14 protein-coding genes, 1 tRNA gene and 2 riboswitches are annotated in these 14,199 nt (G+C 40.6%); of the genes, 10 read left to right on the forward strand and 5 right to left on the reverse strand.

The genetic code is table 11. From position 1 onward, the window contains the following. The first annotated feature begins 5 nt into the window (after positions 1 to 5). A riboswitch (Fluoride riboswitch) is annotated at positions 6 to 64 on the forward strand. A 66-nt stretch (positions 65 to 130) separates the two neighbouring features. The 4 genes from eno to NE257_RS02045 all read left to right on the forward strand — a co-directional run bounded on the left by eno (position 131) and on the right by NE257_RS02045 (position 2,848). Then, entirely contained in the window at positions 131 to 1,399 is a 1,269-nt protein-coding gene (gene eno, locus NE257_RS02030; RefSeq protein WP_251885702.1) for a phosphopyruvate hydratase, read from the forward strand. Between the two features lie 146 nt (positions 1,400 to 1,545). After that, entirely contained in the window at positions 1,546 to 2,235 is a 690-nt protein-coding gene (locus NE257_RS02035; protein WP_251885703.1) for an NAD(P)H-dependent oxidoreductase, read from the forward strand. Next, positions 2,232 to 2,426, forward strand: coding sequence for a hypothetical protein (locus NE257_RS02040; protein WP_251885704.1), 195 nt, complete (start codon positions 2,232 to 2,234; stop codon positions 2,424 to 2,426). Before NE257_RS02035 ends, NE257_RS02040 begins: the two co-directional genes overlap by 4 nt. 113 nt (positions 2,427 to 2,539) lie before the next feature. Then, on the forward strand, positions 2,540 to 2,848 hold the full coding sequence (locus tag NE257_RS02045; RefSeq protein WP_251885705.1) for a DUF6506 family protein: 309 nt from the start codon (positions 2,540 to 2,542) through the stop codon (positions 2,846 to 2,848). 80 nt (positions 2,849 to 2,928) lie between these two features. Here NE257_RS02045 and NE257_RS02050 read toward each other — a convergent pair whose 3' ends face one another. The 5 genes from NE257_RS02050 to nrdH all read right to left on the reverse strand — a co-directional run bounded on the left by NE257_RS02050 (position 2,929) and on the right by nrdH (position 7,996). Next, complete coding sequence (locus tag NE257_RS02050; protein ID WP_251885706.1) at positions 2,929 to 3,888, reverse strand: acetylornithine deacetylase; 960 nt, start codon at positions 3,886 to 3,888, stop codon at positions 2,929 to 2,931. After that, positions 3,882 to 4,217, reverse strand: a complete 336-nt coding sequence (locus tag NE257_RS02055; RefSeq protein WP_251885707.1) for a zinc-binding metallopeptidase family protein — start codon at positions 4,215 to 4,217, stop codon at positions 3,882 to 3,884. Before NE257_RS02055 ends, NE257_RS02050 begins: the two co-directional genes overlap by 7 nt. Before the next feature lie 88 nt (positions 4,218 to 4,305). After that, a riboswitch (TPP riboswitch) is annotated at positions 4,306 to 4,395 on the reverse strand. A 117-nt stretch (positions 4,396 to 4,512) separates the two neighbouring features. Beyond that, the gene (nrdF, locus tag NE257_RS02060; RefSeq protein WP_251885708.1) at positions 4,513 to 5,478 is read right to left on the reverse strand and encodes a class 1b ribonucleoside-diphosphate reductase subunit beta; all 966 of its coding nucleotides are present in this window, start codon (positions 5,476 to 5,478) and stop codon (positions 4,513 to 4,515) included. Between the two features lie 31 nt (positions 5,479 to 5,509). Further along, the gene (gene nrdE / locus NE257_RS02065) at positions 5,510 to 7,669 is read right to left on the reverse strand and encodes a class 1b ribonucleoside-diphosphate reductase subunit alpha (protein ID WP_251885709.1); all 2,160 of its coding nucleotides are present in this window, start codon (positions 7,667 to 7,669) and stop codon (positions 5,510 to 5,512) included. A gap of 99 nt (positions 7,670 to 7,768) precedes the next feature. After that, positions 7,769 to 7,996, reverse strand: a complete 228-nt coding sequence (gene nrdH / locus NE257_RS02070; RefSeq protein ID WP_007208779.1) for a glutaredoxin-like protein NrdH — start codon at positions 7,994 to 7,996, stop codon at positions 7,769 to 7,771. A 346-nt stretch (positions 7,997 to 8,342) separates the two neighbouring features. Between nrdH and NE257_RS02075 the strand changes: the two genes are divergently transcribed. The 6 genes from NE257_RS02075 (at position 8,343) to NE257_RS02100 (ending at position 14,139) form a co-directional block, all read left to right on the forward strand. Further along, on the forward strand, positions 8,343 to 8,813 hold the full coding sequence (locus NE257_RS02075; protein WP_251885710.1) for a ferrous iron transport protein A: 471 nt from the start codon (positions 8,343 to 8,345) through the stop codon (positions 8,811 to 8,813). Further along, the gene (gene feoB / locus NE257_RS02080) at positions 8,810 to 10,966 is read left to right on the forward strand and encodes a ferrous iron transport protein B (protein ID WP_251885711.1); all 2,157 of its coding nucleotides are present in this window, start codon (positions 8,810 to 8,812) and stop codon (positions 10,964 to 10,966) included. Before NE257_RS02075 ends, feoB begins: the two co-directional genes overlap by 4 nt. A 3-nt stretch (positions 10,967 to 10,969) precedes the next feature. Further along, complete coding sequence (locus tag NE257_RS02085; protein ID WP_251851271.1) at positions 10,970 to 11,116, forward strand: FeoB-associated Cys-rich membrane protein; 147 nt, start codon at positions 10,970 to 10,972, stop codon at positions 11,114 to 11,116. 83 nt (positions 11,117 to 11,199) lie between these two features. Next, a tRNA-Lys gene (locus NE257_RS02090) sits at positions 11,200 to 11,272 on the forward strand. A gap of 515 nt (positions 11,273 to 11,787) precedes the next feature. Further along, positions 11,788 to 13,290, forward strand: a complete 1,503-nt coding sequence (gene abc-f, locus NE257_RS02095) for a ribosomal protection-like ABC-F family protein (protein WP_251885712.1) — start codon at positions 11,788 to 11,790, stop codon at positions 13,288 to 13,290. Between the two features lie 99 nt (positions 13,291 to 13,389). Further along, positions 13,390 to 14,139, forward strand: coding sequence for a cyclase family protein (locus tag NE257_RS02100; protein WP_251885713.1), 750 nt, complete (start codon positions 13,390 to 13,392; stop codon positions 14,137 to 14,139). Positions 14,140 to 14,199: the final 60 nt, after the last annotated feature.

Here is a 14,199-nt window from a genome sequence, read left to right on the forward strand (position 1 = left end):
TGAAAGCGTAAATAAGGGATGGTGTTCCCTATAACCGCGAAATGCTGATGACGCCTACCGAGTATTTATTTGTGATGCAAATAAGTGCTTGGTAGGCGTTTTTTCGTGTTTCCAAAAGGAGGAAGAAAGTATGGTCACAATTGAAGAAGTCAAAGCAAGAGAGATTTTTGATTCGAGAGGGAATCCTACAGTCGAGGCAGATGTTCGCTTATCAGATGGTACGGTTGGAAGAGCAGAAGTTCCTTCTGGCGCATCAACAGGTGATCGAGAAGCAGTTGAATTACGTGATGGTGGCTCACGTTTGCAAGGAAAAGGAGTCACGAAAGCGGTCAATAACGTCAATACGGAGATTCATGAAGCATTAAAAGGAAAAAATCCCTTGAATCAAGCAGAAATTGACCGCATTATGATTGCACTTGATGGTACACCAAATAAAGGTAGGTTAGGTGCCAATGCTATTCTAGGTGTTTCAATGGCGGTTGCACGTGCGGCGGCTGCGAGTGAAGGCATTCCACTTTATCGTTATCTTGGTGGGGTGGATTTACAGTTACCACAACCATTTTTTAATGTTATCAACGGTGGGGTTCATGCTGATTCAGGCATTGATGTGCAAGAATTTTTGATTACTCCAGTAAAACGGATTTCATTTAGAGATGGTGTTGAAAAAATAGCGAATACGTACCACACATTGAAAAAATTATTAGCTGAACAAGGGTATGAAACAGCAGTTGGCGATGAAGGTGGATTTGCTCCTAAATTACCGAGTACCGAAGCGGCAATTGACATGCTTTATCAAGCCATTCAAGCAGCAGGATATGAACCAGCTACAGAAATTGCCATTGCCTTGGATCCGGCCTCAAGCGAATTTTATTCTGATGAAACAAAACGGTATCACTTTGAAGGCAAAGAACTATCTTCTGATGAAATGTTAGCTTACTATCAAGAATTGGTAAAAAAATATCCAGCAATTGTTTCGATCGAAGATGGTTTTTCAGAACATGACTGGGATGGATTCAAAAAACAAACCGAAGTGATGGGTTCGAGTATACAATTAGTCGGAGACGATATTTTTGTAACAAATCCTAGTATCTTTAGGGAAGGAATTGAAAAGAAAATTGGCAATGCTATCTTAATTAAATTGAACCAAATTGGTACAGTGACGGAATCAATTGAAACCATTAAGATAGCTCGTGCAAATGGATACAATACGATGATTTCTCATCGTTCAGGGGAGACCGGGGATACCTTCATCGCTGATTTTGCCGTTGCAATGAATGCCGGTCAAATTAAAACGGGGTCGATGGCGCGTAGTGAACGGGTCGAAAAATACAATCAATTTTTGCGAATTGAAGAAGAGCTAGGCGAAGGAGTTGCTTTGGCACGTTTCTCTAAAAAATAAAGCGATGTAGTCGAGAGAGAACTTTTCGAAGGGAAAGCTCTTTCTTTTTTGGGAAGTTGAAGCGTCTAAGACTGGCTCAAAAGTGCATTCTTTTGCTTGTTCGGGTATAATGGGTGATTGTAAATGAAAAGAAAGGAGCTGAGGAGGTGCGGACCCTAGTTATTGTATCTCACCCAGATATTCAAGGCTCGAGTAGCCAACAGTTTTTAAAGGAATCTCTGCCAACCCACGAGAAAATCACGTTTCATCATCTCGAAGAATGGTATCCAGATGGTCGAATTGATTGCATAGCTGAGCAAAAACTGATTCAAGAGCATGATCGAATCATTTTTCAGTTTCCGTTATATTGGTATTCTTCCCCAGCGATGTTAAAGCAATGGCAAGACGAAGTGCTCACCGAATCTTTTGCTTTTGGCGTACATGGGACGGCGTTACGAGGAAAATCTTTCGGATTGGTTCTAGTGATTGGCAATAGTGAGAAAGCGTACCAAGCTGGTGGCAGAGAAGGGTTTTCGTTGAGTGCGATTACCATACCATTTCAAGCAATGGCTAAAAAAGTTGGTATGCATTTCTTAAAGCCATTTGGTATCTATCAGTTTCAATATATGGACGAACCAACCAAATGGAAATTACTGATTCAGTACCAACAATATCTTTGTTTAGAAGATAGTGACTCTTTAAAAGAACGCGAAGAATGGCTGATTCGTGCCTTGACGGCGACTAATTTGGCGACCCTTCCTAAAGAAGCAGCGCCCATTTTAGAAGAAACCATCACGCAACTTGTTCATACGCGTTCAGAATTAGATGAGTTGAAGCTCTATTTAGAAGGGATGTGAGTCAATTGGAAACAAAAGCTGAGTGGCTAGCACAACAATTGGTGCAATTGGCGCAAGAAAGCAAAGATTATAAGCAAAAAGCGCTGTTACTTGCTGCAAGAGACTTACTAATGGAACAAGGAAAAAGAATCGAACAGGCTAGAGGACAATTAGATGGTGAATTATGGTCACCAAATCAATGGGGAGAGTAGCGTTTCATACTTTTTTTCTCACAAAAGAGGGGGAAATCCTTCTTTTTTTTTCGATTTGTGCTAAACTAAAAGCGGAATATGAATACGCTTTCTTAAATGAAGGAGGAATGATTATGGCATTAGAAGCAGCATTTATTTTTCTAGCACCTGAAGCAGACTATCAAAAGGATCGGTCAACGATTCATACACCTCAAGTCAATTTGACGACAGTTGGTGTCAAGGATTATGTTGATGCGGTAAAAGCGGCAACGGAACTTGAAAAAGAAGGAATTAAGGCAATTGAGTTATGTGGTGGTTTTGGTGTTGAGGGAACGGCAATGATTAAACGGATCTTACCGAAAGACGTAGCAGTGGGTGTGGTTCGCTTTGACATCCACCCAGGTCTAGACAATAAGAGCGGCGACGATCTTTTTGCTCTATAGTTAGATAATTTTATAAAAAACTTTCAAACCTGAGTGAAATTCTCAGATCTGAAAGTTTTTTTCTTTTGGTTAAGGCTTGTTCACACGGTCTTCTTGGTGGAAAGCCAACGTAACAGGAAGATTCCTAGTATTTTGCTGTAGGTAAGTAATTGGTCCAGTTCAATGGATTCGTTGTCGCTGTGTGCTTGCAATAATTCACCAGGTCCATATACCACTGCTGGAATGTCATAGGCACCAAACCATCCACCATCGGAAACAGATGTAGACATGGTAGTAGTAGGTTTTGATGCTGTTTGCGCTTCATGACTTTTGGCCAATTCAAGCATTGCTGAATGGGTAGGATCAAGTGCTAGTGGCGGAAAGACTTCTCCTTTATCTACAAGCATGGATTCACCACCCCATTCAAATGTAGGGAGATTTTCTTTCATCCACGGGTCTGCTTTGGCTGTGGCAAGAATGTGTGCTTCAATTTCACTTGTCACTTGTTCAATCGATTCATTTGGATAGAAGTGGATAGTAATCCATAGCCGGCAATTGTTCGGCACAAATGCGGGATGAATCCCACCTTCAATATAGGCGGGATTAATCGTATTTGTCCCGTGCTCAAATCCAGGATAGGACTTCATAATGCCCCAATGTCGTTCCAGAGTCTGTAACGCTTGAATCAGGATGGTCATTTTTTCAATCATATTGGCACCAAAAAGTCCTCCACCAGTGTGTACCATCTTCATCCGATTGCCATCGTGAAAGGTTTCGGGGCTTTTCAATTGAATCCAGCCAGTAATGACGCCACCTTGACCTTGAAACTGTAAATCACTCGTGTCACCAACAATTGCAAAGTCTGCTGTTTGACCAGATTCGAGTAATTTTTTGGTCCCAGCTTCGCCTGCTTCTTTCCCTACAACGGATTGCAAAAGGAGGGTGCCCGGCAAATGAATCTTCAATTGATGAAAGGTTTGTACTAACCAAATAACACACGCAACTGATCCTTTCATGTCACTGACCCCACGTCCAAATAGCCGAGAGCCTTTCTTTACCAACTCAAACGGATTGGTCTGCAGTTAGCGAGTGACTCCAGTGCAGCGACATCGACATGGCCATTCCAGATTAAGCTTTGGTAATGCTCAGTATCCGTGCCTTCTTTTGTAGCCCAAAGCAATGTATCCTGCCTATAAAACGGCGCAGTTTCCACCGTAAAATCCAGCTTTTCAAGAGTCTCTTTCAGATACAGTTGCAGCTCGTTTGTATTCCGAGCAGGTGGGGATTCTGTGTGAAATCCCACCAATAATCTTTCCAGGATAGTCAGTAGCTGTTCTTGCATCTGCTCCAGTGTTGCGAGCAACAGGAGTTCCTGTTCGTCGTTATTCACAGTGTGTCCTCCTTTTACAAAGAAAAAAGCATCCCTTTTTATCTTCTAGTGATAGAAGCAAAGAGGGATGCGAGACCGCAAAAAGGATAGGTTCTTCCTAACATTTCTCTTCGGCAGGATCAACTGCATCAGGTTCAATGGGTATGTTCTCAGCCTCTGGGCACCCCAAATGTTCTATTCCAATTTAGTGTAGCAAAGAATGGGTGAATTGGCTAGTTGCTACGAGATTAAAAAAAATAGTGATGCATCAGCAATAGAAAAGCAATTGCTGATGCACCACTAAAGAGATGGGGGATTAATCAAAGCCGATAAGATAGTCTTCATCCTTCATTGCTTCTACAGATCCTAGCAGGTAGCCATTACCGACTTGTGAGAAGAAGTCATGGTTACTTGTACCTGTAGAGATGCCGTTCATCACGATTGGGTTAACATCATTGGCACTGTCAGGGAAGAGAGGGTCTTGACCCATATTCATCAATGCTTTGTTGGCATTGTAGCGTAGGAAAGTTTTCACTTCTTCCGCCCAGCCAATTTCTCCGTAAAGTTCGTCTGTATAGTTTTCTTCATTTTCATAAAGTTCAAACAACAGGTCGTACATCCAGTCCTTGAGTTCGGCTTGTTCTGCTTCAGGAAGTGCTTGAAAGCCTAGCTGGAACTTGTAGCCGATATACGTTCCATGGACAGACTCATCACGGATGATGAGCTTAATAATTTCGGCGACATTCGCTAGTTTGTTATTTCCTAGATAGTAGAGAGGTGTATAAAAACCAGAATAAAACAAAAATGTTTCTAAAAAGACACTGGCGATTTTCTTTTGGAGCGGTGTACCGTGCTTGTAGATTTCATTGATTTTTTCGGCTTTGGCCTGCAAGTATGGATTGGTATTGGTCCATTCAAAGATTTCTTCGATTTCTTTTTTGGTATTTAGTGTACTAAAAATAGAAGAGTAACTTTTCGCATGGACCGATTCCATAAATTGAATATTATTTAATACAGCTTCTTCGTGCGGTGTCCGCGCATCTTTACGTAATTGATCGATGCCGCTCTCTGATTGTAACGTATCTAGTAACGTCAACCCACCAAAGACATGACCGACTAGTTGTTTCTCAGGTTCACTGAGTTTGCGCCAGTCGTCTAAGTCATTGGACAAAGGAATCCGGGTATCCAACCAAAATTGTTCGGTTAGTTTTTCCCATGTTGATTTATCAATGACGTCTTCAATTTCGTTCCAGTTAATTGCTTCATAGTAGGTATTTGCCATCTTATTCACTCCTTGTTCAATTAGATATTGCTTAGATTACGCAGCTTTCGCATTGGTTGCTTCCGATTTCTTCTGCATCATCTGTAAATGTCCGAACATAGTAGATGGACTTGATTCCTTTATGAAACGCATAATGGCGCAAGATGTTTAAGTCGCGAGTCGTTTGCTTGGTCGTCGTTTTCCATTCATACAGTCCTTCAGGTATATCCGAACGCAAGAAAAGTGTCATACTCATTCCTTGGTCGATGTGTTGTTGGGCAGTCGCATAGACGTCGATGACTTTGCGCATATCCATATCATATGCTGATTTATAGTAGCCAATCGTCTCATTTGATAAATAAGCGGCAGGGTAGTAGATTTTTCCAATTTTCTTTTCTTGGCGTTCTTCAATCAATCGTGTGATAGGGTGTAGACTAGCGCTCGTGTCATTAATATAAGAGATTGAGCCATTCGGTGCTACAGCTAAGCGATTTTGATGGTATAAGCCATCACGTTTCACGTTGTCAGCTAATGCTTGCCAGTCGTCACTTGTCGGGATGAAGACGCCGGCAAATAATTCTTTGACCTTCGCTGATTTTGGCTGATGGTTTCCTTGAATATACTTATCAAAGTAACTGCCGTCTGCATAGCTTGATTTTTCAAAATTATGGAAGACTAGTTGACGTTCTTTTGCGATAGTATTGCTTTCCACCAAAGTCCAGTAATTCAACAATGTGAAATAAATGTCTGTAAATTCGATCGATTCAGGTGAACCATACTCCATTTGATTTTTCGCAAAATAAGTATGCAAGCCCATCGCTCCTAGTCCAATCGTATGGTTTAAATGGTTCCCATTTTGAATGGATGGTACGACATCAATATCTGATGCATCCGTGACGAAAGTCAGCGCGCGCGTCATTGTTCGTACTGATTTACCAAAGTCAGGGCTACTCATTAAGTTGACAATATTCGTAGAGCCTAAGTTACAGCTAATGTCGGTACCTAAGACGTCATACTCTTGCTTGCCGTTGATTAATGAAGGCTCTTGTACTTGTAAAATTTCAGAACAAAGATTACTCATAATAATTTTGCCGTGTACAGGATTGGCACGGTTCGCTGTATCGATATTGATAATATAAGGATAGCCGGATTCTTGTTGTAATTTTGATAATTCATTTTCTAAATCACGGGCTTTTATTTTTGTTTTACGAATGCGTGGATTTGCGACTAACTCATCGTATTTTTCAGTAATATCAATATATGAGAAAGGTTCGCCATATTCACGTTCGACGCTATATGGACTGAACAGATACATTTCTTCATTTTTACGGGTCAGTTCATAAAATTTATCTGGTACTAACACACCAAGTGACAAAGTCTTTACCCGAATTTTTTCGTCAGCATTTTCTTTTTTCGCTGACAAAAAGGTCATAATATCTGGATGGAAGACATTCAAATATACGACACCAGCGCCTTGACGTTGGCCAAGTTGATTAGAGTAGCTGAAACTGTCTTCGAATAATTTCATGACAGGCATCACGCCACTTGCAGCACCTTCATAACCCTTGATAGGTGAACCAGCTTCACGTAAGTTAGACAACGTAATCCCGACACCGCCGCCAATCCTAGACAATTGCAGTGCCGAGTTAATGCCACGACCAATGGAATTCATATCATCTGTTAGCTGAATTAAAAAACAAGACACCAATTCCCCACGACGTTTACGACCAGCATTTAAGAAACTTGGTGTTGCTGGTTGGTAGCGTTGATGAATCATTTCATCTGCTAAAGCTAACGCCAATTCTTCATCTCCATTAGCAAAATAAAGTGCGTTAAATGCGACGCGATCCTCATACGACTCTAAGTATTCTTCGCCATTGTTGGTCTTTAGGGCATATTGAGAGTAAAACTTGTACGCAGCCATAAATGAATGGAAGGCAAATGATTGTTCTGCTAGGAAAGCATACAGCTGCTCGATAAATTCTGGCTGGTATTTGTTTAAAAATTCTTCTTCAAGGTACTCTTCTTCTACTAAATAGGCTATTTTGTCGTGAATGGATGCAAATGTCTTCGTATTTGGTGCGACATTTTCTTTTAAGAAGGCTGCGAGCGCTTCTTGATCCTTTTGTAGAGGGATTTGTCCATTAACAGGACGATTGATTTCGTTATTTAACTTAAAATAGGTAACGTCACCTAATGCTTTTAAACTCATGAAAACACAACCTTTTCTTTTTCTTGAAATAAAAAAGAAGGATTTGCGTCAAGGGACCGTCAAATCCAACTCACATCATTGCTTTTTTTAATCTGTGAATTAACTTGCTAATTGGCGTAATTGATCTGGGCGGAAGCCGATAATAGCCGCAGTAGCATCAGATAAAACCACAGGCACACTTTGGAAGCCATGTTCTTTTAAGTAGTCAATATATTCAGGTTGATCATCGATATTAATTTCTTCAAAAGTGACGTCATTTTCTGTTAAAAAGCGTTTTGCCATTTTGCATTGCATGCAGTTGTTCTTTGAAAATAATTTTACGTTCATAGTATATTCCTCCAGTACATGAAACTTGCTTATGAGAAAATACTAATGTAGCAAGCTGAAAATGTCAATATAAATATACTATATATTGTGTTTGTGAATTCAATGTGACACTAATTGTTGTGTTTATTTATGAAAATAATAAAAGAAAACTTGATAAGACAACACCAACGGGAAACTTAAATTAGTAAGAATTAGTCAAAGAATTTTTTCTTGTGAAGAAAAAGTTATAAAGATAAAATTGACAGTCTTTAAAAATAGGTATACATTGATGATAATGATTCTCAATTGCAAATAGAGTGATAGGTTATCACTAATCTAAAAAAGATAGTAGGAGTTTTTTTAGACAATGACAACATTAGATAAGTGTGAAATTGGCGTGATTTATCAAGTGAATAATATAACAATAGAAGATTCTGTACGCTTTCATTTGCAACGATTAGGTTTAACAAAAGGCAATCGCGTGACCGTTGTTCAGCGTGATGCAAAAAGTGCCATCGTATCTGTTCAAAAGACCCGTGTTGCTTTGGAAGTCGCTTTGCTCCAAAAAATAGAAGTGGGTGAAGTCACAAGCCACAATGAATGGCTATCTCTAGATCAGCTTACAGTCGGTGAAACAGGCAAAGTCGTCAACTTGTATGGTCAAGGAGCGGTCCATCGTCGTCTGATGGATATGGGTGTCACAAAGAATGTGACCATTACCGTTCAAAAATTAGCTCCTCTTGGTGATCCGATTGAAGTGAAGCTACGTGGCTATGCATTGACGCTTCGCAAAGAAGAAGCAGCACATATTTTGATGGAAAGGGTGGACGAAGTATGAATCAATGGCAACTTGCACTGACTGGTAATCCCAATAGTGGCAAAACGAGCGTGTTTAATTTGCTAACCGGCGCGACACAATCCGTCGGTAACTGGCCAGGTGTTACTGTGGAACGAAAATCGGGAACTTATCGTAAGAACAAACAAATCTTAATTCAAGATCTTCCAGGTATCTACTCACTTGCGCCATACACACCGGAAGAAATTGTCGCTAGAGACTATCTTCTTCAAGGTCGCCCGACTGCCATTGTCAATATCGTAGACGGTACCAATCTGGAGCGGAATTTGTATTTGACCACGCAGCTCATGGAAACCGGCAGTCCAGTCGTGGTGGCAGTGAATATGATGGATCTAATGAAAAAGAATGGCCGCACGATTAACTTGGAGAAACTCGCATATGGATTAGGAGTACCAGTCGTCGGAATCAGTGCAATCAAAAAGCAAGGTATCGATGAGTTGATGAAGACAACGACACATATGATTGAAAACAATCCAGAAACGGTCCATTACCCGTCCTATGATGCCCGCGTAGAGGCAGCTTTAGATGAAATTAGTGATGTATTAGGCAACACCGTCTGTACAAGTCAAACAAGGTGGTACGCCATCAAGCTTTTTGAACGAGATACTCGTGCGTATGAGGAGCTAGATTTAAGTAGCTTGCAGCGAAAAGAAATTGAAGAAATTGTAGCAATTGCTGAAAAGATTTTTCAAGATAGTAGCGATGCAATTCTGGTCAATGAACGCTATGAATTTATTACAAAGCTCATGGCATTGTGTACAGTAGATGAAAAAAGTCATTTCTTAAAGATGAGTGATCATATTGACCGCGTGGTGACCCATCGTGTCTTAGCGTTACCGATTTTTGCCTTTATTATGTGGGGGATGTATTACTTAGCGATTCAAAGTATCGGAGGATTTGGGACGGATTGGGTAAACGATGTGCTTTTTGGCTCCATTGTGCCGGACTTTGTAGAGAAAACTTTGGTCCAATGGCAAGTGGCAAGCTGGATGCAAGATTTAATCATTAATGGCATTATCGCAGGCGTCGGAGCAGTTCTCGGCTTCTTACCACAATTAATTGTTTTGTTTTTATGCTTAGCCATTCTCGAAGACTGTGGATACATGTCACGGATTGCCTTTGTAATGGATCGAATTTTCCGTAAGTTTGGCCTTTCCGGGAAGTCGTTCATTCCCATGTTGATTGCGACTGGTTGTGGGGTGCCGGGTGTCATGGCGAGTCGGACGATTGAAAACGAAAAAGATCGCCGCTTGACTGTCATGATTACGACCTTTATGCCATGTTCCGCAAAGCTTCCAATTATTGCATTAGTCGCTGGCGCCTTCTTTCCAAATGCAAGCTGGGTTGCACCATCTGCTTACTTCCTTGGTATCACATCAATTGTCTTATCTGGGATTGCTTTAAAGAAGACTCGTCTTTTTTCAGGAGATCCGGCACCATTTATCATGGAGCTACCTGCATATCATTTGCCACAATTAAGAAGTATTTTGAACCAAACCTTTCTTCGTGCCAAGTCATTTGTAAAAAAAGCCGGTACGATTATCTTTGTCTCGACCATCTTCATTTGGTTTACGTTCAAGTTTAACTTTGTCTTGCAAGAAGTACCAGGTGAACAAAGCATGCTTGCTACATTCGGTGGCTGGCTTGCTCCTATATTCAAACCACTTGGATGGGGGGTCTGGCAAGGAGCTGTCGCGACGATTACCGGATTAGTAGCCAAAGAGAATGTTATCGGAACATTTGGTATCTTATATGGTCATCTTGGATCAGTCTCAGATAACGGCAAGGAAGTCTGGTCAATGTTGCATGCCGACTTTACACCTGTCGCAGCATATTCATTTTTAGTCTTTAATCTCTTATGTGCACCATGTTTTGCAGCGATTGGTGCAATCAGACGTGAAATGGGGACGTTAAAATGGACTATGACGGCAATTGGTTACCAATGCGGCTTGGCGTATCTGGTCAGCTTTATGACGTATCAATTTGGTCATGTGTTATTTGAAGGGGGAACAATTGGTCTTGAAACAGCCCTAAGCGTGCTTGTACTTGCATTCCTTGTCTATCAAATTGTCCGTAAACCAAAAGAACGAATTATTGAAGTAACGACTGTCGTACCAAGTATGAAAGAAGGGTAAAAAATGGCCACGATTATTTTAGCAGTCTTAATTTTTGCGACAGCAGCCTACATTGTTTATCGGCAAGTAACGGGCAAATCAAAGTATTGTGAACAGTGCAATTGTAGCTGCCCAGCGAAAGATGCTCAAGCTTTAAATAAAACAAAGTAAACAACAAGATTTGTTATTTTTCTTCCAAAAGTCTCTTGCATTTTTCTGATACGGGTGATACTATGTAAAAGTACTTTTGGTACGGGACGTTAGCTCAGTTGGTAGAGCAGCTGACTCTTAATCAGCGGGTCGCGGGTTCGAACCCCTCACGTCCCATTGGGTGCCAAACCCACGAAGTCGGAGAATTGTTGGTGCGAAAGCATTTTGAAAACAATTCTCGCGGCTTCTTTTTTGTTTAAAATAAAAGGTGATAGGTTGTATGATTACCACTTTTCATTTCCTGCTGGTTTACTGAGGTCTTGAAGTTAATACGGACTATTTTTTGAAATTGAAACATAATTGTTCAATCGTCAATTCAGGTTCTATGTTTGTCAAATCGAGGATTAATCGCACTGTCTTCTTTGAACACAACTAATTGGTGAGCAGCATGATCGCAAATAAAGACGAATAGTTGTTTTTCGTCTCTAGTTGTGTTTTACTAACAGTAGAAAGTGAGGGATCTTCTATTGATTAACTAATCCAATTTGTTGAAGCTGCATAAAGACTTAGGATCTAACAAGGACTAAGTGTGCAGATTTTCAAGATTGGTTTAGTTGCAATAGAGGGTCTTTTTTTGCGTGCCCTCATCAATCTTGAAAATAGCCAGGTATTCAAAGAAATGAGGGCGAACAATGTCTACCATTGAATTAAAAAAACTCACCTTTGGCTATGATAGCCAAGAAAAAAATATTTTTGATAAAACAACCCTAACAATCCAAACTGAGTGGAAACTAGGCTTGATTGGTCGCAATGGCAGGGGGAAAACAACACTGCTAAAGCTTTTAGAAGGAATATTGCCTTATCAAGGGATGATCTGTCATCAACAAACTCTCTACTATTTCCCACAAACAGTGCCGGATAAGCGACGAATGACTTTCGAAATCCTGCAAGATCTTTCAGATGGGGAGACTTGGAAGGTTGAGAGAGAATTACGATTACTAGAAGTTTCTGAGGATGTATTATGGCGACCATTTGACACTTTATCTGGAGGAGAACAAACGAAAGTGCTGTTAGCAGGATTATTCGTAGACGAGAAAGCTTACCCATTGATTGACGAGCCGACCAACCATCTAGATATGCTTGCACGTCAACAAGTAATTACTTATTTGAAAAGTAAGAAGAGAGGATTCATGTTAGTTAGCCATGATCGAGCATTTGTCGATGCAGTGGTTAACCACATTTTATCTATTGAGAAAAGTCAATTGGTTCTTTCTAAAGGAAACTATAGCATCTATGAAGAGCAGAAAGAACGGCAAGATAAGTTTGAACAGGAAAAAAATCAAAAATTAGTAAGAGAAATTAATCGGCTGGAACAATCGACGACTGAAAAAGCAGAATGGTCTCATTTCAGAGAAAAAGACAAGGTAAATCGCAAACGAGGCTTTGTGGATACGGAAAAAAGAGGACTGAATAAAGGAGTGATTGGCGCCGATGCTGCCCGAGCAATGAAACGATCAAAAGCCATCGTCCAACGAATACAAAAGCAAGCAAATGAAAAGAAAACACTTTTAAAGGACCAGGAATATGTTGATGAGTTAAAAATGAATGTGCAAATCTCACATCATCAGACAGTTCTTACTGCAGAGGCACTACAACTTGAATATGATCAGTCGCTATTTCAACCATTGGATTTTCAAGTAAATCAAGGGGAACGGCTAGCTGTCTGTGGCGTAAATGGGTCGGGTAAGTCCTCGATTTTAAAATCTGTAATAGGTGAATTTTCAGGGATTACTCGAGGTACACTGTTAGTTGCCAATGGGCTGAAAATTAGCACTGTTCGCCAAAATTATGAGGACAATCGAGGGACTTTAGCGGAGTTTGCGCAAAAGAATGGCTTAGTTTATGAAGAGTTGTTAAATAATTTAAGAAAACTAGGAGTGGAAAGATCAGTTTTTCATACTCGTATCGAAGACATGAGTATGGGGCAACGAAAAAGAGTAGAATTGGCTAAATCACTGGCTACACCAGCACATTTATTCGTTTGGGATGAACCTTTAAATTATCTAGATGTATTTAATCACAAGCAACTCGAAGAAGTTATTCTTATGGCAAAGCCGACAATGATTTTTGTTGAGCATGATGCTCGTTTCATTGAACGAATTGCTACGAAAACTCTGGTCGTCGCAAAAGGATAAGATCCTGCAATTATTTGTACTAGAAAGCTTTTGACAAAGTAACGTGGCTCTGTTATATTAAGTCAAATTTAAACCTTTTGATAATGGAGGGAGCATACTATGAGTAACTTAACGGAACAACTGACTTTTTTGAGGCAACAAGAGTGGATTGATTTGACCCATTTGGTTCATCCAGAAATCCCGTATTTTCCAGCGTTTAAACCGATTGAAGAGCAGACACTTTTTACAGTAGCGGCGGATGGGTTTTACGCCAAAGAATATACATTGGCCTCACAGTATGGTACGCATATTGACGCCCCTGTCCATTTTTGGGAGGAAGGCAGAAGCTTGGATGAGTTGTCATTAAAAGAACTTGTGCTTCCATTGTATGTGATTCACAAAGAAGAGCAAGTCAAGCAAAACCATGACTACCGATTGTCGGTCGAAGATATCCTTGCATTTGAACAAAAGCATGGCAAGATTTCACCGGATAGTTTTGTTGCCTTTGCGAGTGGATGGTCTGCGCGATTTGATGAGCCTGCTGATTTCTACAATCAGGATGAAGATGGCAACTCGCATACGCCGGGCTGGTCACTGGAAGCATTAAAGTTTTTACATGAAGAGCGTCAGGTAAAGGCGATTGGCCATGAGACATTGGATACAGATGCCGCTATTGATTACCGCAAAAATAATGATTTGGTGGGAGAGCGGTATTGGCTAACGCAAAATAATTATCAGGTGGAAGTCTTGACGAATCTTTCAGAGCTTCCAGCAACAGGTGGAATCATTTTTGTCGGAGCGACGAAAATCAAAGAGGCAACTGGTTTTACTGCACGCGTCTTTGCGATTGTTCCTAACAGCATAGCATAATACCCACGACGAGCTAGGATTCGCTACTACGCCAAAGACCAGAAAATCTAAAAGTATGAG

Origin of the sequence: Enterococcus italicus (assembly GCF_023743875.1) — a bacterium.
In the GTDB taxonomy this organism is placed as follows: Bacteria; Bacillota; Bacilli; order Lactobacillales; family Enterococcaceae; genus Enterococcus_G; species Enterococcus_G italicus.

What these genes read in the sequence shown, in the direction of transcription:
- abc-f (WP_251885712.1), top strand. Translation starts at nt 11,788, where the DNA reads ATGTCTACCATTGAATTAAAAAAACTCACCTTTGGCTATGATAGCCAA.
- eno (WP_251885702.1), top strand. Translation starts at nt 131, where the DNA reads ATGGTCACAATTGAAGAAGTCAAAGCAAGAGAGATTTTTGATTCGAGA.
- nrdE (WP_251885709.1), bottom strand. Translation starts at nt 7,669, where the DNA reads ATGAGTTTAAAAGCATTAGGTGACGTTACCTATTTTAAGTTAAATAAC.
- NE257_RS02100 (WP_251885713.1), top strand. Translation starts at nt 13,390, where the DNA reads ATGAGTAACTTAACGGAACAACTGACTTTTTTGAGGCAACAAGAGTGG.
- nrdH (WP_007208779.1), bottom strand. Translation starts at nt 7,996, where the DNA reads ATGAACGTAAAATTATTTTCAAAGAACAACTGCATGCAATGCAAAATG.
- nrdF (WP_251885708.1), bottom strand. Translation starts at nt 5,478, where the DNA reads ATGGCAAATACCTACTATGAAGCAATTAACTGGAACGAAATTGAAGAC.
- feoB (WP_251885711.1), top strand. Translation starts at nt 8,810, where the DNA reads ATGAATCAATGGCAACTTGCACTGACTGGTAATCCCAATAGTGGCAAA.
- NE257_RS02045 (WP_251885705.1), top strand. Translation starts at nt 2,540, where the DNA reads ATGGCATTAGAAGCAGCATTTATTTTTCTAGCACCTGAAGCAGACTAT.
- NE257_RS02075 (WP_251885710.1), top strand. Translation starts at nt 8,343, where the DNA reads ATGACAACATTAGATAAGTGTGAAATTGGCGTGATTTATCAAGTGAAT.
- NE257_RS02085 (WP_251851271.1), top strand. Translation starts at nt 10,970, where the DNA reads ATGGCCACGATTATTTTAGCAGTCTTAATTTTTGCGACAGCAGCCTAC.